General features: G+C 33.9%; 20 protein-coding genes. 5 read left to right on the top strand and 15 right to left on the bottom strand.

All coding sequences use genetic code 11. The features are described from left to right. The first annotated feature begins 70 nt into the window (after window positions 1–70). Both bioB and LQ693_RS06380 read left to right on the top strand, forming a co-directional pair. A complete protein-coding gene (gene bioB, locus LQ693_RS06385) occupies window positions 71–1,033 on the top strand; it encodes a biotin synthase BioB (protein ID WP_107633864.1) in 963 nt (320 codons plus the stop codon). Between the two features lie 148 nt (window positions 1,034–1,181). Continuing rightward, on the top strand, window positions 1,182–2,543 hold the full coding sequence (locus LQ693_RS06380; RefSeq protein WP_107633863.1) for a CitMHS family transporter: 1,362 nt from the start codon (window positions 1,182–1,184) through the stop codon (window positions 2,541–2,543). A 178-nt stretch (window positions 2,544–2,721) separates the two neighbouring features. Here LQ693_RS06380 and LQ693_RS06375 read toward each other — a convergent pair whose 3' ends face one another. From LQ693_RS06375 to LQ693_RS06365, 3 genes are all read right to left on the bottom strand, one after another. Further along, window positions 2,722–3,660: a mechanosensitive ion channel gene (locus tag LQ693_RS06375; protein ID WP_025907316.1), complete on the bottom strand. Its 939-nt coding sequence runs from the start codon at window positions 3,658–3,660 to the stop codon at window positions 2,722–2,724. Between the two features lie 196 nt (window positions 3,661–3,856). Continuing rightward, window positions 3,857–4,342 (bottom strand): GNAT family N-acetyltransferase, encoded by a 486-nt coding sequence (locus tag LQ693_RS06370; protein ID WP_107633862.1) that lies wholly within the window; start codon window positions 4,340–4,342, stop codon window positions 3,857–3,859. 112 nt (window positions 4,343–4,454) lie between these two features. After that, entirely contained in the window at window positions 4,455–4,784 is a 330-nt protein-coding gene (locus tag LQ693_RS06365; protein WP_025907313.1) for a DUF4889 domain-containing protein, read from the bottom strand. A 190-nt stretch (window positions 4,785–4,974) separates the two neighbouring features. On the opposite strand from LQ693_RS06365, the gene LQ693_RS06360 reads away from it, so the two are divergent. Then, entirely contained in the window at window positions 4,975–5,865 is an 891-nt protein-coding gene (locus LQ693_RS06360; protein WP_025907311.1) for a fructose bisphosphate aldolase, read from the top strand. Between the two features lie 75 nt (window positions 5,866–5,940). On the opposite strand, the gene LQ693_RS06355 is transcribed toward LQ693_RS06360, so the two are convergent. After that, window positions 5,941–7,392, bottom strand: coding sequence for a SulP family inorganic anion transporter (locus LQ693_RS06355; RefSeq protein WP_239703114.1), 1,452 nt, complete (start codon window positions 7,390–7,392; stop codon window positions 5,941–5,943). Window positions 7,393–7,486: 94 nt separating this feature from the next. On the opposite strand from LQ693_RS06355, the gene LQ693_RS06350 reads away from it, so the two are divergent. Then, entirely contained in the window at window positions 7,487–8,029 is a 543-nt protein-coding gene (locus LQ693_RS06350; protein ID WP_025907287.1) for a recombinase family protein, read from the top strand. A 221-nt stretch (window positions 8,030–8,250) separates the two neighbouring features. Here the strand turns inward: LQ693_RS06350 and betA are convergent, their stop codons facing one another. Further along, complete coding sequence (gene betA, locus LQ693_RS06345) at window positions 8,251–9,933, bottom strand: choline dehydrogenase (protein WP_025907285.1); 1,683 nt, start codon at window positions 9,931–9,933, stop codon at window positions 8,251–8,253. 39 nt (window positions 9,934–9,972) lie between these two features. Further along, window positions 9,973–11,463, bottom strand: a complete 1,491-nt coding sequence (gene betB, locus LQ693_RS06340; protein WP_107565382.1) for a betaine-aldehyde dehydrogenase — start codon at window positions 11,461–11,463, stop codon at window positions 9,973–9,975. A 208-nt stretch (window positions 11,464–11,671) separates the two neighbouring features. Here betB and cudC point away from each other — a divergent pair, with 208 nt between their 5' ends. Next, complete coding sequence (gene cudC, locus LQ693_RS06335) at window positions 11,672–12,226, top strand: choline uptake/conversion transcriptional regulator CudC (RefSeq protein WP_107565381.1); 555 nt, start codon at window positions 11,672–11,674, stop codon at window positions 12,224–12,226. Window positions 12,227–12,493: 267 nt separating this feature from the next. On the opposite strand, the gene cysC is transcribed toward cudC, so the two are convergent. The 9 genes from cysC to LQ693_RS06290 form a co-directional block, all read right to left on the bottom strand. Next, entirely contained in the window at window positions 12,494–13,093 is a 600-nt protein-coding gene (gene cysC / locus LQ693_RS06330; RefSeq protein ID WP_048540525.1) for an adenylyl-sulfate kinase, read from the bottom strand. A 19-nt stretch (window positions 13,094–13,112) separates the two neighbouring features. Next, window positions 13,113–14,291, bottom strand: coding sequence for a sulfate adenylyltransferase (sat, locus tag LQ693_RS06325; RefSeq protein WP_107577344.1), 1,179 nt, complete (start codon window positions 14,289–14,291; stop codon window positions 13,113–13,115). Between the two features lie 15 nt (window positions 14,292–14,306). Then, window positions 14,307–15,215 carry a sulfite exporter TauE/SafE family protein gene (locus LQ693_RS06320; protein WP_025907279.1) on the bottom strand — a complete coding sequence of 303 codons (909 nt, stop codon included), beginning with the start codon at window positions 15,213–15,215 and terminating at the stop codon, window positions 14,307–14,309. A gap of 21 nt (window positions 15,216–15,236) precedes the next feature. After that, the gene (locus LQ693_RS06315) at window positions 15,237–15,851 is read right to left on the bottom strand and encodes an NAD(P)-binding protein (RefSeq protein WP_107565379.1); all 615 of its coding nucleotides are present in this window, start codon (window positions 15,849–15,851) and stop codon (window positions 15,237–15,239) included. A 25-nt stretch (window positions 15,852–15,876) separates the two neighbouring features. Next, the gene (locus LQ693_RS06310; RefSeq protein WP_107633860.1) at window positions 15,877–16,617 is read right to left on the bottom strand and encodes a sirohydrochlorin chelatase; all 741 of its coding nucleotides are present in this window, start codon (window positions 16,615–16,617) and stop codon (window positions 15,877–15,879) included. An 18-nt stretch (window positions 16,618–16,635) separates the two neighbouring features. Further along, window positions 16,636–17,403: a uroporphyrinogen-III C-methyltransferase gene (gene cobA / locus LQ693_RS06305; RefSeq protein ID WP_107633859.1), complete on the bottom strand. Its 768-nt coding sequence runs from the start codon at window positions 17,401–17,403 to the stop codon at window positions 16,636–16,638. A gap of 20 nt (window positions 17,404–17,423) precedes the next feature. Further along, window positions 17,424–19,127, bottom strand: coding sequence for an assimilatory sulfite reductase (NADPH) hemoprotein subunit (gene cysI / locus LQ693_RS06300; protein ID WP_374229791.1), 1,704 nt, complete (start codon window positions 19,125–19,127; stop codon window positions 17,424–17,426). A gap of 14 nt (window positions 19,128–19,141) precedes the next feature. Beyond that, entirely contained in the window at window positions 19,142–20,962 is a 1,821-nt protein-coding gene (locus tag LQ693_RS06295; RefSeq protein WP_119475091.1) for an assimilatory sulfite reductase (NADPH) flavoprotein subunit, read from the bottom strand. A 101-nt stretch (window positions 20,963–21,063) separates the two neighbouring features. Next, window positions 21,064–21,795 carry a phosphoadenylyl-sulfate reductase gene (locus LQ693_RS06290; protein WP_037590199.1) on the bottom strand — a complete coding sequence of 244 codons (732 nt, stop codon included), beginning with the start codon at window positions 21,793–21,795 and terminating at the stop codon, window positions 21,064–21,066. Between the last annotated feature and the right edge of the window lie 114 nt (window positions 21,796–21,909).

Genomic DNA, 21,909 nt, shown 5'->3' with positions numbered 1-21,909 from the left:
TTTAAATATTTAGGTTTACAATTAAGAATATTATTAGTATTCTATTAATAATTATAGAGGGGGAATTTTAATGACTTTAGGAACTAACATAATCAATGGTCATCATCTAACATATAATGAAGCTTTAAAAATTTATCAAGATGAATCGATCGATACATTAACACTTGTTCAAGAAGCTTATAAAGTTCGACATCATTACTATGGTAAGAAAGTAAAACTGAATATGATTTTAAATGCCAAAAGTGGTATTTGCCCCGAAGACTGTGGTTATTGTGGGCAATCAAGAGATGTTAAACAAAAATCTCAACGCTATGCACTTATTCCAGAGAATCAAATTGTTGAAGGTGCCAAAGTAGCTTCTGAAAATAAAATTGGAACTTACTGTATTGTTATGAGTGGTCGTGGCCCTAGTGATAAAGAGATTTCTCACATTACTGATTCTGTTGAACAAATTAAAAGAAATCATCCTCAACTTAAGATTTGTGCTTGTCTCGGATTAACAAATGAACAACAAGCTGAGTCCCTTAAAAACAGTGGTGTAGACCGATATAATCATAATATAAATACTAGTGCTAACTATCATGATGAAGTTGTGACAACACATAGTTTTGATGATCGTGTAAATACAATAAATATAATGAAGGAAAAGAATATTTCTCCATGTTCTGGCGTGATTTGTGGTATGGGTGAATCTGACGAAGATATTATCGATATGGCTTTTACATTGAATCAATTAGATGCTGACAGTATTCCAGTCAATTTCTTACACCCTATAAAAGGTACAAAATTTGGCAGTATGGATGACTTAACACCTATGAAATGTATTAGAATTCTATGTATGTTTAGGCTCATTAATCCTACAAAAGAAATACGTATTGCTGGTGGTCGTGAAGTAAATTTAAGAACGCTTCAATCATTATCACTCATGGTTGCGAATTCTATTTTTGTTGGAGATTATTTAATTACCGGTGGTCAACCAAATCAAATGGACTATGATATGATTCAAGATTTAGGATTTGAAATTGATTATTAAAGTATTATTAGAATTTTCAAATTATTATATTAATTTTTAATTTCAAATGATATAATAAACATATGCTTTCTATTACACTTTAATGTGTTGTAGAAAGCTTTTTAATTTTTATTAATGTAAGCGCTATATTAAACTGAGGGGGATAAAAATGGAAGAACCAAGTACACTGCTGACAATTGTTGGACTCGTTATTATTATTTCAATTGTCGCAATGTTAATTATGAAAAAAATTAGTCCAGTTGTAGGAATGATTTTAATACCTGTAATTGGCTCATTAGTTATTGGTCATGGATTTGGAGATATTCGAAAATATGTCGAATCCGGTATTGATCAAGTATTTAATGTCGCAATCATGTTTATTTTTGCGATTATCTATTTCGGTATTATCTCAGATAGTGGTTTATTCAGACCTTTTGTTAGAGGAATGATTAAATTAACACGTGGTAATATTATTATCGTCGCGATTGTTACAACGATTATCGGTACTTTTGCACAATTAGACGGTGCTGGTGCCACTACTTTCTTATTAGCAATTCCTGCTTTATTACCATTATACAGGGCACTAAAAATGAGCCCATACTTATTAGTACTACTTCTTGCATTAAGTGCAGCAATTATCAACATGGTACCCTGGGGCGGACCAATGGCAAGAACCGCTTCAGTTCTTAAAGTCGATAATATTAACGACTTATGGTATCAAGTTATACCTATTCAACTTATCGGAATCGTACTCGCAATTCTATTCTCTATCTATTTAGGAATCCGTGAAAAAAGACGTATTGCTAAATCATTTCCTGATGAGGATGTTGTAAAAATCAATATGGATGAAATTATTGCAAACTATGAAAAAGACCAAGAAGAAAATGCATCAATTAAAGGGGAAGCAACAAAGCATACTTACATACTTTGGCTAAACTTAATACTTACAGTCATCGTCGTAGCTATGATGTTATTAGATATTGTACCGCCTGAATTTGCATTTATGCTCGGTGTCGCAATCGCATTACCATTAAACTTTAGAGATGTCGACGAGCAAATGGAGCGTATTCGAGCACATGCACCAAATGCCTTAATGATGGCAGCTGTTATATTAGCAGCCGGCGTATTCCTAGGAATACTTAATGAAACAGGCATGTTAGAATCGATTGCGTTATCGTTAATTGCTGTATTACCAACAGTTGTAGGACCATATTTACACATTATAATCGGTGTATTAGGTGTTCCTTTAGATTTATTAACAAGTACAGATGCTTATTATTTCGCTATCTTACCTATAGTAGAATCAACAGCCAGTCAATTTGGCGTTCCATCACAATCAACAGCCTTTTCACTTATGATAGGTAACGTAATCGGAACATTCGTCAGTCCATTCGCACCAGCAGTATGGTTAGCCGTTGGACTTGCAGAAATCAATATGGGTAGATATATCAAATACGCATTCTTCTGGGTTTGGGGCTTCTCCATCCTAATGCTATTTATTGCTATCTTGATGGGCATTGTGACGATATAGAATATGATTTTTGGAAGATGTGAGGTTGTTTAGGGTTTATGCTATGACTTGGACTATCTCTTGGCTTTACTCTACACTTAAGCCACGACTTGCCTCATCTCTTACCTTCATTCACCCATTATATATATCCACACAAAAAAGCTGAGACACGGATGTCTCAGCTTTTTCTAATCATCTTTTATTTGTCATTTGATTCAGCTTTACGTTCAATTTTTGATAATGTTTTTTCTGCAAATGACTTACCACCGATACCGAATGAGATAGCAAATGCTACTGCTACAGCACCTAAGATTAGTAAGAATGCTACATTAACAATGCTTTGAGCAAAGTTTAATTGATCTAATGTCATAAATACTGAAACGATGATTACTAAATATTTAACGATTTCAGATACAAATACGTTACCTGTAGATTTTTTAATTAATTTAGATAGTAAGTTACCACCAATGAAACCAATTAATAAGATAATTGCTGCTGAAATTACTAATGGTAAGTATCCAATAATTGCTTCACCAATTGTATTTAACACTTCTAAATTAACTGTATTTAATGATTCAACAACAAAGAATAAACCAATGATTGTTGAAATTACCCAGCCTGCAGCTGAAGGAATATCAATACTTTCTTTATTCTCACCAAAGTTTACATAGTGATTATATTTACTAACATTTAAATTTGTTAATAAGTTTTTAACTAATGTACCTAATACTTTTGCGATGAATAAACCAACAACTAATATAACAATCGCAACAATAATTCTAGGTAAGAAGTCTAATACACTACCCATCATGTTCTTAATCGGTGTTGATACAGAAGTCATATTTAATGCATCAAACACTGATGGTAAGAATAATAAGAATATAATGAAGTAAGCTAATTTACCAAATGTCTGAATTAAGCCTTCAGACCCTGATTTGCCACTTCCTGATTCAGTTAACCCCTTTTTCTCTAGCCATTTTTCAAAACCAACTGCGTTTAAACCTTTCACAATAACTGTTTTAACAATTACTGCAATTAACCAAGCGACAATTAATAAGATAATTGCACTAATTAAGTTTGGTATGAATGCTATAATGCTATCTAAAGCATTTAAGAATGAATCTGTTATTTTACTCATATTTAATTCCTCCTTTCTTGATATGTTACCCTAGTATAATAATACTAATCATATTTTTTAGAATAATTTTTGATTTGTTGAAAAATCTATTCTGAAAAACTAAATAAATTGAATAAGTAATTAATATTTCTATAAAAATAAACGAGCAGATGATCAAACATCTGCCCGTTTCACGTAAAACAAAATTCCATATGTATCATATTCTTTTCATCATTCTTACTTCTTTTAATTCTTTACTAACATCGCTTATTTCAGATTTACCATCTTTTTTAAAGCCATGCTTTTCATAAAATTTAATTGTAGGATGATTATCTTCAAAAACCCAAAGACTTAATTCATCATATTTATCCTTCATTTGTTCTTCCGCTTCTTGCATCAAACATGTTCCTATTCCTTGTTGTTGATATGCTTCAAGTAAGTAAATGACCATAATTTCACCACATGTATCACTTGTATCTTCATCTTTGTCTTTACCATACATTAGAAATCCAATCACTTCTCCATCAACCTCTGCAACTATACACGGCGCATTAAATTTATGATGTCTTTCAATATATGACGCTAACGTTAATTGATCCAAATAACTATCTGGAACAATTCCTCTATATGTTGTTAACCAAGACTCGTAATGAACTTTAGCAATCGCTTCAACATCTGATTCTTGTTTATTTCTGATTAACATCACTTTAACCACCCACATTCTATAGAAGTTAAATGTAATTTTACTATATGTAACGATTAAATAAAATAGTAAAAGTCCGAGACATTAGCATTTGTCTCAGACTTTATATTTCTTACATTTCCATATCATGTATTTTCATCATTAAACCATGTGGTATGTCATCATGTTTTACGACTTCTTTTTTATAAAATGTTTTACCGTTATCGTTTGAAATTAATTTTACAAAATCACCTTTTTTAGGTTTGAAATCACTTGTAGATTCGATTTTGATATTTTCCGTAACTTCATTATTTTTCTCACTGACTACTTTTTCTGCAGTTGTACTATTCTCCATATACCCGTAGTATGTACTTTTTTGCGTTGAAAATAATAATAAAGCTGCGACTGCTAAAGCTACAATAGCTAAGCCACCTATTAATAATATTGCTGATTTTTTATTCATTGAGAATCCTCCCTAATGTACATCATAATGCGTATAACCATTTTATGAAATAATCATGCGTCAATCTTCTTAAATTCGACATATTTATTAATCATTTTCTCTCTTAAAAAATCATTAAAAGTTGAATAACTTGCGATAAATGGTAAAAATCATCATACTATAAGTGAAAATATCTAAAGGAGTGGAAAAAATGAACCAAGAACAATTTGAAAAAATAAAAAATGGTAAAGGTTTTATAGCTGCACTAGATCAAAGTGGTGGTAGTACTCCAAAAGCTCTTAAAGATTATGGTATTGAAGAAAATCAATACAGCAATGAAGATGAAATGTTTACACTTGTTCATGAAATGAGAACACGTATCGTAACATCTCCAGCCTTTACTTCTGAAAAAATATTAGGTGCTATTTTATTTGAACAAACAATGGACCGTGAAGTTGAAGGTCAATATACTTCTGACTACTTAGCTTCAAAAGGTATCGTTCCTTTCTTAAAAGTAGACAAAGGTTTAGCAGATGAAGAAAATGGCGTTCAGTTAATGAAAGTCATTCCTGGTTTAGATGAGTTATTACAACGTGCAAAAGAACGTAATGTATTCGGTACAAAAATGCGTTCAAATATTCTTGAAGCAAATCAAGAAGCTATTGCTAAAGTTGTAGAACAACAATTTGAAATTGGTAAACAAATTATCGAAGCAGGATTAGTTCCAATTATCGAACCAGAAGTGAACATTAATGCTAAAGATAAAGAAGAAATTGAAGATATCTTAAAAGAAGAAATCGCGAAAGAATTAGATAAATTAAACGACGATCAATACGTTATGTTGAAATTAACAATTCCAACAAAACCAAACCAATATAAATCATTAATCGAACACCCTAACGTTGTTCGTGTCGTTGCATTATCAGGTGGTTATTCAAGAGAAAAAGCAAATGAATTACTTAAAGAAAATGACGGACTTATCGCAAGTTTCTCACGTGCATTAGTAACTGACCTATTCGCTGGACAATCAGCAGAAGAATTTAATAGCGGATTACAAGACGCAGTAGATTCTATCTATGACGCATCAGTAAATAAAAATTAATAACAAAACAAAAGGCTTGGACAATTTATTAGTGTCCGAGCCTTTTTATATTGGGGTTAAATAAAATTTCCAATCTTATGTTAAATGTGTTTCATTGAGCTGACTTAATTCAGAAATAATTTTTCTGCTATCTGTATTTAATTGTTTAACAAATACTGTATTGTTTTTATCTTCGAATTTTTTTACCATTGAATCGATTGCATTGACTGCTGAGTCATCCCATAAATGTGCGTGTGTAAAGTCTAATTCAATCTGACTATTTTCAATAGAAAAGTCTAACTGATTCATCATTGAATCTATTGAAACAAAGAATATTTGTCCTGTGAATGCATATTTATAAAAATGATTTTCTATTGTTTGATGAACATGAACATTTGATATTTTAGTAGCAAAGAATAAAGAACTAAATATGACGCCGACAATAACGCCTATAGCTAAGTTATGTGTAAACAACACGATGACCACTGTCAAAATCATAACGACAGCATCTGTTCTTGGCGCTTGCTTAACGTACTTAAATGATTTCCAATCAAATGTACTAATAGATACCATAACCATAATACCCGCTAAAATCGGCATAGGAATTTGTACAACTACATCTCCTAATAATAGGATGAGAATGATTAAGAAAACACCCGCTGTAAATGTTGATAATCTACTTGTTGCACCTGATTTTACATTGATGACAGATTGACCAATCATAGCACAGCCTCCCATTCCTCCAAATAGACCTGTGATGATATTGGCAATACCTTGACCTCTGGATTCTTTATTTTTATTACTATGAGAATCTGTTGCTTCATCGACAATTTTAGCAGTTAATAAACTTTCTACTAATCCTACAATTGCCATTGATAAAGAATACGGCAAAATGATGGCTAATGTTTCTAAGTTAAAAGGAACTTGTGGTATTAAGAAATTCGGAAATGCTCTTGTTATCGTACCTAAATCGCCAACTGTTCTTACATTAGAACCTGTTACCATATATAGCGTTGTTAATAAAATAATTGCGATGAGCGGTGCAGGAATGGCTTTGAAATATTTTGGTACAATATAAACAATGAGTAATGTAATAGCTATATAAATATATGTACTTATTGAAATACCGAATATATGCTCAAGTTGAGACATAAAAATCATAATCGCTAAAGCATTTACAAATCCAATCATGACTGACCTTGGTATAAACTTCATGAGTCTACCAATTTTGAGAATTCCTAATAATAACTGTATAATACCCATGAGTATCGTTGCTGCAAATAAATAATCGACACCGTGTTCTCTTACTAAAGGTGTTACAATAAGCGCAACAGCTCCTGCAGCTCCAGATATCATAGCAGGTCTACCGCCTACTATTGAAGTTGTCGTAGCAATAATAAAAGCAGCGTACAATCCTACCATTGGATCTACTCCTGCAATTATAGAAAATGCAATGGCTTCAGGAATAAGTGTTAGCGTTACAACAATACCAGCTAGTAAATTTTTCCCTGGATTAGAAAGCCATTCTTCTATATAAGTTTTAAACATTATACATACTCCTATTTTATATATTTTCAATAGTGCTATTATAAACAAAAGAGTTTCATATGTATACATTTATGAAACTATTGAGGTGAAATTTATGAATTATGGCTATATTAGACCAATCGAATTATATGATACAGTCGCTGAACAACATTCAAAGTTAAGCAAATTTTCGTTAACAATTATTGAAGAATCTCATGTACAAACTGAAATTAGAAAAGAATTAAATACATTATTTTATAGTAAATTACAAAGCGGGGATAAATTATACATAACTGATTTATGTATTCTTGCAGATACTTCATACCAATTAGAAGAACTCATTACAATTGCCCAGGAAATCAATGTGGACATTCATATTGTTAATGCTCAAATAACAATTAGTCAGCATGAGCAAATGAATTTTAACAAATTTTTAAGTCTACTTAATCAGTTTCAAAGCGATATGATTAAATTCAGAACTAAGTCAGGTATCGCAAAAGCCAAAACAGCAGGTAAGACTATCGGAAGACCAAAACGAAACGATCTTAATTTAAAAAATGCCATCGAAATGTACCATTCTAAGAAATATACTTTAGAAGAAATTAAAGAAGCGACCAACATTAGCAGAGCAACATTATATAGACACTTAAATAAATAACAATTAGAGACAGAATTCTGGGAAATGTCCCTTAGACATGCTGTTAGAGACACAATTCAGAATAATGTCCCTTAGAAAACCCCTCTCTTATTACCATTATTCAGAATTATGGTAGTTACAGCGTTCTTATTACCACTTTTCAGAATTATGGTAGTTAGCGCGTACCCATATAACAACTAAAGGCTGAGACAATTTCTGTCTCAGCCTTCTTACTTCTCCTATTATTTCACAACGCCTGCGTCTTTAGGGTGGACGCCGTGTTTATAGTAATCTATTTCTTCTGGTTCTAATGGTTTTTTACCACGAATGATGTCTGCTGCTTTTTCCGCTAACATCAACACCGGTGCGTGGATATTACCATTTGTTGTGCGTGGCATTGCTGATGCATCGACTACTCTCAAGTTCTCCATACCGTGTACTTTCATTGTTAATGGGTCAACTACAGCCATAGGATCTGATGCTGGTCCCATTTTTGCACTACATGATGGGTGAAGTGCTGTTTCTGCATCTTTTTTAACCCACTCTAAAATTTCTTCATCTGTTTGTACTGAAGGTCCTGGAGATATTTCTCCATCGTTATATGGTGCTAAAGCTGGTTGTTTCAAGATGTTTCTTGCAACTCTAATTGCTTCTATCCATTCTTGTTCGTCTTCTTTTGTAGATAAGTAATTAAAGACAAATTTAGGTTTTTCAAATGGATCTTTAGATTTAATCTTCAAGCTACCTCTAGAGTTAGAATACATTGGTCCGATATGTACTTGGAAACCATGTTTTGTATCTGCTTTTTGTCCATCATAACGTACTGCTAATGGTAAGAAGTGGAACATTAAGTTTGGATAATCAACTTTATCATTAGATCTTACAAATCCGCCACCTTCAAAGTGGTTACTTGCTGCTGGTCCTTTTCTACCGAAGATCCATTGTAATCCGATAAAAGGCATTTTAAATTTATTTAAACTTGGTTGCTCAGATACTGGTTTAGAAGATGCATGTTGTACATATACTTCTAAGTGGTCTTCAAAGTTTTCACCTACACCTGGCAAGTGTACACGTGTCTCTATACCTAATGAATTTAAATGTTCAGAGTCACCAATTCCAGAAAGTTGAAGTAATTGTGGAGTATTGAACGCACCACCTGATAGAATAACTTCTCCTGCAGCAACTGTATGTGTCTTACCATTTTTCTTGAATGTTACACCCGTTGCTCGTCTACCTTCATAATTGATTTCTGTAACAAAAGCTCTTGTTTGAACAGTTAAATTCTTACGTTTCATAGCTGGTCTTAAATAAGCAATTGATGCTGAAACACGTCGACCATTATGAATTTGGCTATCAAATGGTCCAAACCCTTCTTGTCTAAATCCATTTACATCAGGTGTCTTATTGTATCCAGCTTGAACGCCCGCTTCAAAGAAAGCTTGGAATAATGGATTTGTTGCTGGTCCTCTTCTTAATTTAATCGGACCATTATGACCACGATATTGATCTGATTTATCTGCTCCAAAAGTTTTTTCTAATCGTTTAAAGTATGGTAAACAATTCGCAAACTTCCATGTTTCCATGCCTTCAGGTTCTCCCCAACCTTCATAGTCCATTGGGTTTCCTCGTTGATAAATCATACCATTGATTGAACTTGAACCACCAAGTACTTTACCTCTTGTATGTGCTACTTTTCTACCGCCCATATGAGGTTCGCCATCTGTTTCATATTTCCAGTCATAGAAACGATTACCCGATGGATACATTAGTGCTGCTGGCATTTGAATTAATAAATCCCATGGATAGTCACTTCTACCCGCTTCTAATACTAATACGGTCTTATCTTTATCTTCACTTAAACGATTACCTAATACAGATCCGGCACTTCCGCCTCCAATAATTATATAATCATAAGATTGCTTCATCTCAAAATCCTCCTATATACTCGTTCTTCTTTGTTGTATTTATTTACTAAACCAATTCACTGGCTCAGGTTGAATATTTGTATAAATATGTTTAGAAATTAAATATTCTTCTAATCCTTCTTTACCTAACTCTCTACCAATACCAGATTGTTTATATCCACCCCATGGTGCTTGTGCAAAATATGGATGGAAGTCATTAATCCAAACTGTACCCATTTTCAATTTATTAGCCACACGATTAGCTTTAGCGATATCTTGTGTAAATACGCCGCCTGCGAGTCCATAAATAGAATCATTCGCTAATTCAATCGCTTCTTGTTCATTAGAGAATCCTTCAATTGTTACGACAGGTCCAAATACTTCTTCTTGTACAATTCTCATAGATGTATCACAGTTTGTAATGACAGTTGGTTCAAAGAAGAAACCATCTTGTAAGTCTGCTCTGTCTGGTCGTTTACCACCAGCAGCAATTGTCGTACCTTCTTCTTTCGCAACTTCTATATATTTTTCAACTTTATCGCGATGTTCTCCAGAAATTAATGGTCCCATCTCAGTAGTTTCATCAAAACCATTACCGATTTTAATTTTATTAACACGTTCAACTAAAGCTTTTTCAAATTTATCTTTAATATCGTTATGGACGATAATTCGTGATCCAGCTGAACAAACTTGACCGGCATGGAAATAGCCACCATTTAATGCTTGATCAATCGCTAAATCAAAATCTGCGTCATCGAAAATAATATTCGGATTCTTGCCACCTAGTTCTAATGCAATATTCGTTACATTGTCTGCTGCACGTTTCATAATATGCTTACCTGTTTGAATACCACCTGTAAATGAAACGAGATCGACTTCTTTATGAGATGCTAATACTTCACCAACTTCAGAACCTTTACCTAGTACGAGGTTGATGACACCTTTAGGAAATCCAACTTGTTCCATTAATTCAAATACACGAATTGTTGTTAATGGCGTAATTTCACTTGGTTTCATAACTAACGAACAACCTGTTACAAGAGCAGGCGCTATTTTCCATGAAGCTTGAAGTAGCGGATAATTCCACGGCGTAATTTGAGTCACAACGCCTACAGGTTCTTTTACTAATTTACTTTCTGAATGAGGTATTGGGGAATCAATAATTTCACCACCATCATGTCCTGCTAAACCTGCAAAATACATAAATACATTATGAATATCATCCATATCTGCATATGATTCTTCTAATGTCTTACCAGTATCTAATGTTTCAAGTTCCGCTAGTTCTTCTTTATGTTCTTTAATTAAATCTGCAATGGCTCTAACTTTACGACTTCTATTCTCAGTCGTTTCACCTGACCATTCACCAGCTTCAAATGACTGTCTAGCTGCTAAAATTGCTTTTTCAGCATCTTCTTCTGTACCTTCAGCTACTGAAATCACAACTTCTTGATTATATGGATTCACAATGTCGCGAGTCGCTTTATTAGAAGCTTCTACCCACTCACCATTTATAAATTGACGTCTAGATAAATGCTCTATATATCCCATTCAAAATACCTCCGTTAACTTTGTTAAATTTTTATTTAACGAACTTTACAAATTTTATGTTAGCATAGAATTATGAAAGGCGTCAAATTTCCAAAGTTCATTTATGATTTGTTTTTAATAGGTATTTCAAATAGACAAGTAATGGAAAAGCAACTACAATGTAAAAGGATTCATGGTACAATTAAGGTAACTATTGGAGGTGTATGTAGTGGTACGTTCAGATAACTACAAAAAACAACTAGACCAAGCTAAAGACATCGTGATTAACGGTATTGGAGAAACGATGGATTTATATGGTATTAATAGAAGTGTCGGAAATTTATACGGGACGATGGTATTTGAAGGTAGTATGACACTAGATGAAATGCGTGAACAACTTCAAATGAGCAAACCAAGCATGAGTGCTGGTGTTAAGAAACTACAAGAATTTGATATCGTCAAACAACAATTTACAAGAGGAAGTAGAAAACAACATTTCATCGCTGAAAAAGACTTCTTTATCTTCTTTAATAACTTTTTCTCAAGAAAATGGGATCGAGAAATTTCTATTAATATGGATTCTGTTAAAGACGCAGAAATCTTGCTACAAAAAATCATAGATGCAGATGATGTCGATGAAGAAACTAAAGAAGAAGCAATCACCATTCATACACAATTAGAAGAATCAAAAGTATATTATGAATGGTTAGCAAATATCAGTAACGCTATTAAAACTGGAGAGATATATAAATATTTCCCAATACCAAGTCAAGAAGACAAATAAGTAAAAGCGCGAGGTAGCAATGCATACCCCGCGCTTTTGTTATTTTTAGTTGGTACCAGTATTTGCACTTTTGACCAGAACTGCTAATAACGGGAGTCATATTTACAAAACTCGTAAAAATTGTAAATACTGACGCTCTTATGAACACTTCTCATCAAACTTGTTCGTAACGACATCCTTAAGAACACTTCTCACCAAACTTGTTCATAACCACAATACCACAATACAAAAAGCTCACAACACTAGCTAGCGTTGTGAGCTTATTCATTATAAATATTGATTTTCTTTTAAGTATGCAACGATTTTCTCTACAGATTCTTCTACACTTTCGTTTTCTGTATCGATGACTATTTCAGGGTTTGATGGTTCTTCATATGGTGCATTAATGCCAGTGAATTCTTTGATTTCACCGCTTCTTGCTTTCTTATACAGTCCTTTTGGATCTCTTGATTCACACTCGTCTAAACTACATTTAGTGAAAACTTCGATGAATTCACCGTCTTCAAGTATATCTCTAACCGTATTACGGTCTTCTTCATATGGTGAGATGAATGCTGTCATTGTGACTACACCAGCATCTACCATTAATTTACCGACTTCACCGATACGACGGATATTTTCTTTTCGGTCTTCTGGACTGAATCCAAGGTTTTGGTTTAATCCATGACGAATGTTATCTCCATCTAAACGATATGAAGTGATATTTTGTTCAAATAATGCTTTTTCTAATGCTACAGATATTGTTGATTTACCTGATCCTGATAAACCAGTAAACCAAATCACAACACTTTTATGACCGTTACGTTCTTGTCTTTGTGCTTTTGTTACTTCAGAATCATGCCATGTAATATTTGTTGACGCGCTCATTATTCCACTCCTAAAGAAATTAATTTTGTCTTAAACCTTTAATTAATACATCTGCTACTTCTGGTCTTGAGAATTCTTTTGGTAATTGTTCACCGTTACGAAGTTTCTCTCTCACCTTTGTTCCACTTAAATGAACATGATTTGATTTGTCATGGGGACATGTCTTAGCTGTTGTCATGTTGTCACAAACTGTACAGAAGAATGCATGTTCAAATTTAAAGATTTGAATGCCAATTTCATCTTCATATTGTGAAATTAATTCTTGTGCGTCATATGTACCATAGTAGTCACCTACACCTGCATGGTCACGACCGACGATAAAGTGTGTACAGCCATAATTTTTACGTACTAATGCATGTAAAATGGCTTCACGTGGGCCAGCATATCTCATTGCTGCTGGATAAATCACAAGACGTGTTCTTTCTTCAGGGTAATAATGTTTCAATATAACTTGATAACTTTCCATTCTTATTTCAGCTGAAATATCATCAGACTTCGTTTCACCAACTAAAGGATTTAATAATAATCCATCCACTGATTCAAGTGCTATTTTTTGAATATATTCATGCGCACGATGAACTGGGTTTCTCGTTTGGAAACCTACAACTGTTTTCCATCCTAATTCTTTAAATAATTCACGTGTTTCACTTGGATCTAAATGGAAATCACTAAATTCATCATGTTTTGGTCGATCAACTAATTGAATTGGACCAGCTAAATAAACGTTGCCTTTTTCATATACACGTTTCACACCTGGGTGATCCACATCTGTTGTTCCGTACACATTTTGAGCTTCTTTAGCTTTATCATACGTATATTTCTCTTCAAGTTTTAACACACCATATAAATGATTATCTTCTCCATATAAAGCGATGTCTGAACCTATTTCATAGTTGTTTGCTTCTTCTTCAGTAACCGGTAATGTAATTGGAATACTCCATACAAGTCCGTTTTCTAGACGTAGATTTTCAACGACACTGATATAATCTTTCTCACCTAAAAATCCTGTCAGTGGACTGAAACCACCAATTGCGATTAATTCTAAATCTGATAGACTCCAAGGATTTAATGTTAATTTAGGATATGATTGTGCCGCTTCAATAAGTTCTGCTCTTTCTTGACCTGTTACTTGGCGATTAATTAATTCTCCACCATGAGCTTCGATTGTTTCTTTAGTCTTTTGAGTTGCTGATACCATCAATATTCACTCCTATTAATTAATTTGATCTACTTCTTTTGATTTTTGATTTTGAATATTAAAAGGAAATTTATTATGTTGGTAAAGTGTGAATAGTACTAAACCTAACCAAGCAAGGATAATAACACCTTTTATAATATTGACTGTTGCTTCACTGCTAATTAAAGTACCTAATAACACGCTACTATTTGTAAATATGATCAGACCGCCGACAAGTACCGCTAAAACATACACTGGTAAAGTCTTCACTAACCATGCTGAGAACGGTGCTGCTACGACGCCACCAAATGCTAACGCAACGACAAGTAAAATGTTTATTTGACTCCAACCTAAGAAGATAATAAATCCTAATGAAGTTGAAATTGTCACAAAGAACTCACTCGCTGAAACTGTTCCGATAACATATCTTGGTTCAATTTTATTTCTTGATAGTAATAATGGCGTGTTAACTGGACCCCAGCCACCACCACCAATTGCATCTAAGAATCCTGCAATTGCACCTTGTGGAACAAGTAATAAAGCTGAAAATCTTCCATCTTTCACTTGTTGGTTTTGCTGTTTTTTAAATACAAATTGATAAATAATATATATCCCCATCGACAATAAGAATAATGCGATGAATGGTTTAATAAAATCACTGTGCAAGTTACTCAATACACCTGCACCGATAAATCCAGTTATCGCGCCTGGTAAAGCAAGCTTTAGAATGATGGACTTATCAACATTTTTAAACTTTAAATGTGAAAGTCCTGATGCTGCTGTTGTTGCCACTTCTGAAAAATGAATGGTTGCAGATGCGATTGCTGGTGCCACTCCAAAAGTTAATAGTAATGATGAAGAGGTTGCACCAAATCCCATCCCAAGAGAACCGTCTATAAGTTGTGCTAAAAAACCTACTAATGCAAATATCGTTAACTTTCGCATACGCTACTCCTCTCTGGCTTTCTATTTAAGTTGTCGTTTCAACCAATTGATGAATTTATTTTGCTCAATCGTATCGAAATATTGATGAGACAAAATATTCTCTAATAATTGGTTTTTTTCTGTTTGATCTATTTCTAGTGATTTAATGATTGTGCGACATTCATATAAAAAATCTACATATTCTGTATAATCTACTGAATATTGTTGATCTAAATCTTTCAAAATATTACGCACTAACTTTGGGCTTGCACCATTTGATGTGACGCTTATCTGCAACTTACCTCTATTTAATGTCCCAGGAAATATCACATTGCCATCTTGTGCATCACCGACCATGTTGATTAGACAATGTTTAGGGGCATTATCTTTAATGACATCGGTTATTTCTGGTGAGTTCGTGGCATTTATAATAAAATCAACATGTTCTATATCAGATATTTCAAAGTCCTTTTTGTGCCATTTCAATTTCCTTTCAATTTCATACTGCTTTAAATTGTCTGTAAGTTCTGGTGAAATAACATGAATTAACGCTTCACTATTTATCAGTGCGTTCACTCTACGTTCAGCAATTTTACCGCCACCAATAACTTTGACGATTTTATCTTGTAAATCTAAATTGATTGGAATGTATGCCACAATAAATCATCCTTTAATCTGATATTTAAACTGTTTGAGTCGTTAGTGTTTCTAACACGCGATCTTTCAATGCTTCTTGTATGGATGGATGATGACCTAAATGTTCGCATACGATGATGTCGCTTTTCGTATTATGCTCCGCTGCTGTTTGCTCTATATGACGCTCCAAGACACCTGTAAACCAAAGATATGGCGCAATGAATACTTGTGAATATTCTTCATGTAATGCATCTTGTAAAGCTTCTTCAAATGATGGCTCACAGGCAGCTAAGTAACACACTTCTACATTTTTAAATGCTGTCGTTTCGTATAAGGAATGACCTATAGCTGTTATATCTATCTTCGTTTGCGGATTGTAACTGCCTCTTCCAACAACAAGTAATTTAGCATCTTCTTGAATCGCAACTTTCGTTTCTTCAATACGTTCTTTAAGAATGGCTGTTAATCTTGGTTGAACACCTAAAGGCTCTCCATAAGTAAATGTTATTTCTGGATATTGTGTCTTAATTTCATCTATCTCTTTCGGTATATCTTTAAAATAGTGACCTGCACTTAGTAACAATACGGGTATAACGGATATCTCGGTTGCACCTTTTGCTATAAGCTTTTCGACGCCTTGCTGAATATCTGGTTGTGCTAATTCTAAGAAACAAATTTCTTGTAACGGTATATCAATAGACTGTTTCACTGATTCTATAAAAGAAATTGCCTCATCTGTCGCTTCTTTAATTCTGCTACCGTGACTGACATATAACACGGCTATCATTGTATCCCTCCAGTATTATTAAATAAGTTGTGGAACGTTCTGTTCTGATGCCACTTCTTCAAACCAGCTCATGCGTTCTCTTAGTTTGACGACTTCTCCAATAACAATCATTGCAGGGTTTGTAATTTGATGTGATTTCTCTACGATGTCTTCTAAAGTCCCTGTCACTGTGACTTGTTTCTGTGAAGTTCCACAATGAATTAATGCTACTGGTGTTTGAATATCTTTACCGTGTTTCACTAATAATTTTTGAATGTCAGGCAACTTCTTTACACCCATATAAATACAAAGTGTTTCTGGTCCTAGTGCTAAGTGTTTCCAATATTCATCTTCATCAACACTGTCTTTCATAACACCTGTTATAAAGGCAACAGATGAACTATAATCTCTATGTGTCACTGGAATACCAGCATAAGCTGGTGCTGCAACACCAGCTGTAATACCTGGAACTACTTCGAACGGAATATCATAGTTCTTTAATGTTTCTGCTTCCTCGCCACCACGACCAAAGATAAATGGATCGCCACCTTTAAGTCTTGTTACGGTGTAACCTTCTAGAGAAAGTTTTACGAGCAATTCATTAATTTCATCTTGAGTCAAAGAATGTTTATTCGGACTTTTACCGCAATAAATCATTCTCGTGTCTTCAGTTGCATAATCTAATAATGCTTTATTGACGAGTCGATCATATAATATGACATTAGACTGTTTAATGGCTTTAATACCTTTAACCGTTATTAAATCTGGATCGCCCGGTCCAGCACCAACCAAGAATACTTTCCCCATTCTTACACCCCATTTTCTGATTAACTATGGAAGTCTTGCCCTGATTGCACTTCTTTAATTATGCCTTTACGGATAACAAAGTCTCCAAAGTGTTCTCCATCATTTTTTTCTTTACCGTATTGAATCAGAATTGGTTTTAAGCTTTCTAAAATCTCATCTTCACCAATATTTTCTTTAAATAATTTATTTAAACGATTTCCAGTGAATCCGCCACCAAGGTACATATTATATTTACCTGGCGCTTTACCGATAAATGCAATTTCAGCTAATGCTGGTCTTGCACATCCATTTGGACAACCTGTCATTCGAATCGTAATTTCTTCTTCATTTAAACCTGCTTCATCTAAAAGTCCTTCAATTTTATTGATCAGTGTTGGAAGGTAACGTTCTGATTCAGCCATCGCTAAACCACACGTTGGAAATGCAACACATGCCATTGAATTTCTTCTAAGTCCTGTATAATGTTCACCGTCTGTTATGCCATATTGATCTATAATTTTTTGAATTTGTTGTTTTTTACTTTTGGCAACATTGGCAATAATTAAGTTCTGGTTAGGTGTTAGACGGAAGTCACCTGTATGAATTTCAGCTATTTCTCTCAGTGCTGTCTTCAATTTGTAATCAGAAGTATCTTTGACACGTCCATTTTGAATAAATAATGTGAAGTGCCATTTTCCGCTTCCTTCAGTCCAACCGTATCGGTCACCATTATGTTTAAATTCAAATGGTTTCGCCTCTTCAATTTCCCAACCTAAACGTTTATTCAATTCTTCACGAATAAAATCAACACCAACACGATCAACAGTATATTTAAATCGTGCATTCTTTCTGTTTTCTCTATTACCATAATCACGTTGGATAGTTAAAATCTTCTCACAAACATCTACCGCTTCTTCTTTAGGGAAGTAGCCTAATAGACGTCCTACTTGAGGGTATGTCTTCGTATCACCATGTGTCATACCCATACCGCCACCGACCGTTACATTAAATCCGACTAATTGATCATCTTCAATAACTGCAATCAATCCGATATCTTGTGAATAAACATCAATATCATTTGATGGTGGTACAGCGATACCGATTTTGAATTTTCTTGGTAAGTATGTCTTACCGTACATTGGTTCTACTTCTTCTTTCGTATCGACTATTTTTTCATCGTCTAACCAAATCTCGTGATATGCACCTGTTTGAGGTGATAAGTGATCACTTATTTTTGTAGCAAGTGTATCTACTTCTTTGTGCACGCCTGATTGATATGGATTTGGATTACACATGACGTTTCTGTTAACGTCACCACATGCTGCTAATGAATCCATGACAGCATGGTTGATACTTTGCATTGAACTTTTTAAGTTTCTTTTTAAGATGCCATGGAATTGAAACGCTTGTCTTGTTGTCAGTTTGATTGTGTTGTTAGCGTATTCTGTTGAAATATCATCCATCGCAATCCATTGATCAGCAGTAGCCGTACCACCTGGAACTCTTACTCTAATCATGAAACTATATGCTGGTTCTAACTTTTGTTTACGACGCTCATCACGAATATCCCTATCATCTTGCATATAGCTACCGTGGAATTTAAGTAATTTTGTATCGTCTTCAGCTATTGCACCAGTTATTTCATCTGCTAAACCTTCTTTAATTGTTCCTCTTAAATAATTACTTCTATTCTTAATGTGTTCCATTTCATCTAATTTGTCGGATAAATTAGTTTGAGTGCTCACAATATTGCCCCCTCTTAATAAATATCTCTTTGATATCTTCTCTCTTTTTTCAATTCAGTTAAAAATGCTTCTGCTTCTTCTTCGTTATAATGTCCTTCTTTTTGAATGACATTTAAAATGGATTGATGCACATCTTTAGCCATATGTTTTTCATCTCCACATACATAGATAGCTGCACCTTCTTGAATCCATTGATAAAATTCTTTACTGTTTTCTTCAATTCTGTGTTGTACATATACTTTTTCTTCTGAATCTCTCGAGAACGCGACACTTAATTTATCAAGCACGCCATCTTTCAACCAACCTTGCCATTCTGTTTGGTATAAAAAGTCTGTCGTAAAGTGTTGTTCGCCGAAGAATAACCAAGCTTTATTAGTAAGCTCTAATTCTTCTTTTTCTTGAATATATGATCTAAATGGTGCAACACCTGTACCTGGACCAATCATAATGACTGGCGTTTCACTTGTTTTAGGGAACTTAAAGTTCGGATTCTTCTTCAAGTAAATTGGTACTGTATCACCAGGTTGTAGTCGTTCTGCAAATTGTACTGAGCAAACACCTTTTCTATCTCTATCATGAGAATGGTAACGAACTGCTCCAATCGTTAAATGTACTTCATCAGGTGCTGCTTGATGACTACTTGCGATTGAATATTCACGAGCTGGCAATTTTCTCAATATTTGATGCAAAGCATCTGGTTGTAAATCTTCAGGTGGAAAATCGTTTAATAAATCTATAAAATCACGACCTTCAACGTATCCATAAATCCATCTATCTTTTTTAACTTTTTCAGATAACACGCCATTACCAAAGATATTCGCAGCTTTTGTGACGATTGGTTTAGTTAATTTTGTAATTTCGAAATGATTAGTTAATGCATCGCGTAAAGTTAATGTATCGCCTGAATCATTAATTGGTACGATTTCTTCTGGGTCCCAAACAAGTGTTTCAATTAACTCTGATACAATTTCAGGATCATTTTTCGGGAATATGCCGATACAATCACCTGGTTCAAATGAATCATTGAAACCTTCTAAAGAAAGTTCGATATGTCTAACTTCTTTATTTGAACCTCTACCGTTCAAGTTAATGTTTTCTAAAATTTCTGCTTCGTATGGATTAGAGCGTGAATACGTTTGAGTAGCTGATAAATCTTCAGCATCTAATTTAACGGGTTCTTCTGCTGTTTGACCTGATACTTGGCCGATTGAATTTAAAATGTCTTCCATCCATTTTTCAGCAGGTTCATCAAAGTCTAAATCACAATCTACTCTTGGATGTATTCTCTCTGCACCTAACTCTTCTAATCTCTTATCAAAATCTTTACCAGTCTGACAGAAGAATTCATACGATTCGTCTCCTAGTGCTAACACTGAGAATCTCACATCATTCAACTTAGGTGCCTTACGACTATGTAAAAACTCATGGAACGTAATTGCGTTATCTGGTGGATCTCCTTCTCCATGAGTCGCTGTGATAATAAATAAATCTTCTACTTTCTTTAAATCTTTAGTCTTAAAATCTTCCATACATGCAAGATTGACATTGAATGATTTTTCTTTTAATTTACTTTCTAACGTTTCAGCTAAACCTTGAGCATTACCTGTTTCAGAACCAAACAATACTGTAATATCTCTCTTCTTAAACTTAGGTTCACCGCTCACTGCTGTAGATTGCTCAACTACAGGTGCACTTGCTTGATCACCTTGTACGACTGACGCCGATAAGTAACCACTCAACCAAATCTTTTGTTCATTTGTAAGTGTTGCAAATACTTGATTTAACTTTTCTGACTGCTCTTGATTAAAAGGGCTATTTGTTACTGATAATTCCAAAGATGTCACCTCATCCTGTCCAATTATTTAAGTTTTAAATACTATTCTTATGGGAATAGTCTGATTTATGCTAAAAAAGATTAATAAATCTCTTAATTAGATTACTTAGGTTTATTATTTACTGTATGCAAACCACATTCAGTTTTGTTGAAATTCGTCCATCTTCCTTCACGTGAATCACCTGACGAAGATACTTGAGCTGTACAAGGAATACATCCAATACTTGGATAATTAAAGTCATGAAGTTCATTGTAGGTTAAATCGTGGCGTTCGATATATGCCCATACATCGTCCCAAGTCCAATAAATTAAAGGACAAACTTTTATAGATTTAAATCTTTCATCTTTATTAATAAAATCGGTATTTTGTCTACTTGGAGATTGTTCTCTTCTTAATCCTGAGACCCAAGCAGTAGCGCCCGATAATACTTCTTCTAACGGTTTAATCTTTCTGATATAACAACATTGATTCGGGTCACTTGTCCATAGTGCCGGTTCATATTGATCTGCTTGTTGCTCTAGCGTTAAATCTGGCTTTTTAAGTTCAATATTTAATGTTGGATATCTTTCTTTCACACGGTCAATCAAATCGTAAGTTTCTTGAAAATGTAAGTCAGTATCTAAGAATACAATTTTGGCATCTGGTTTAACTTTTGATATTAAATCTATCAAAATCATACCCTCTGCCCCAAAACTACATGAATATACGATAGAATCTCCATAATGTTCATACGCCCATTTAATTATTTGATATGCACCTTTAGTTTCATCGTCAATATCAATATCTTTAAAAGGATCAGTGTCAAAACGTTCATATGTTAACACTTCGGTCATGATATATAACGTCCTCCTTATGCTTATTTCTACAAGCTTTTTAAGTTTAAAATCAATGTTTTTATTAGAAATTATTTTAAACAGATAAGTTTACTAAGAAATAATAAATTATGT

This window comes from Mammaliicoccus sp. B-M6 (assembly GCF_022386965.1).
In the GTDB taxonomy this organism is placed as follows: Bacteria; Bacillota; Bacilli; order Staphylococcales; family Staphylococcaceae; genus Mammaliicoccus; species Mammaliicoccus sciuri_A.
Note: the sequence above shows the minus strand (reverse complement) of the source record. Positions and strands in the feature narration are given on the sequence as shown.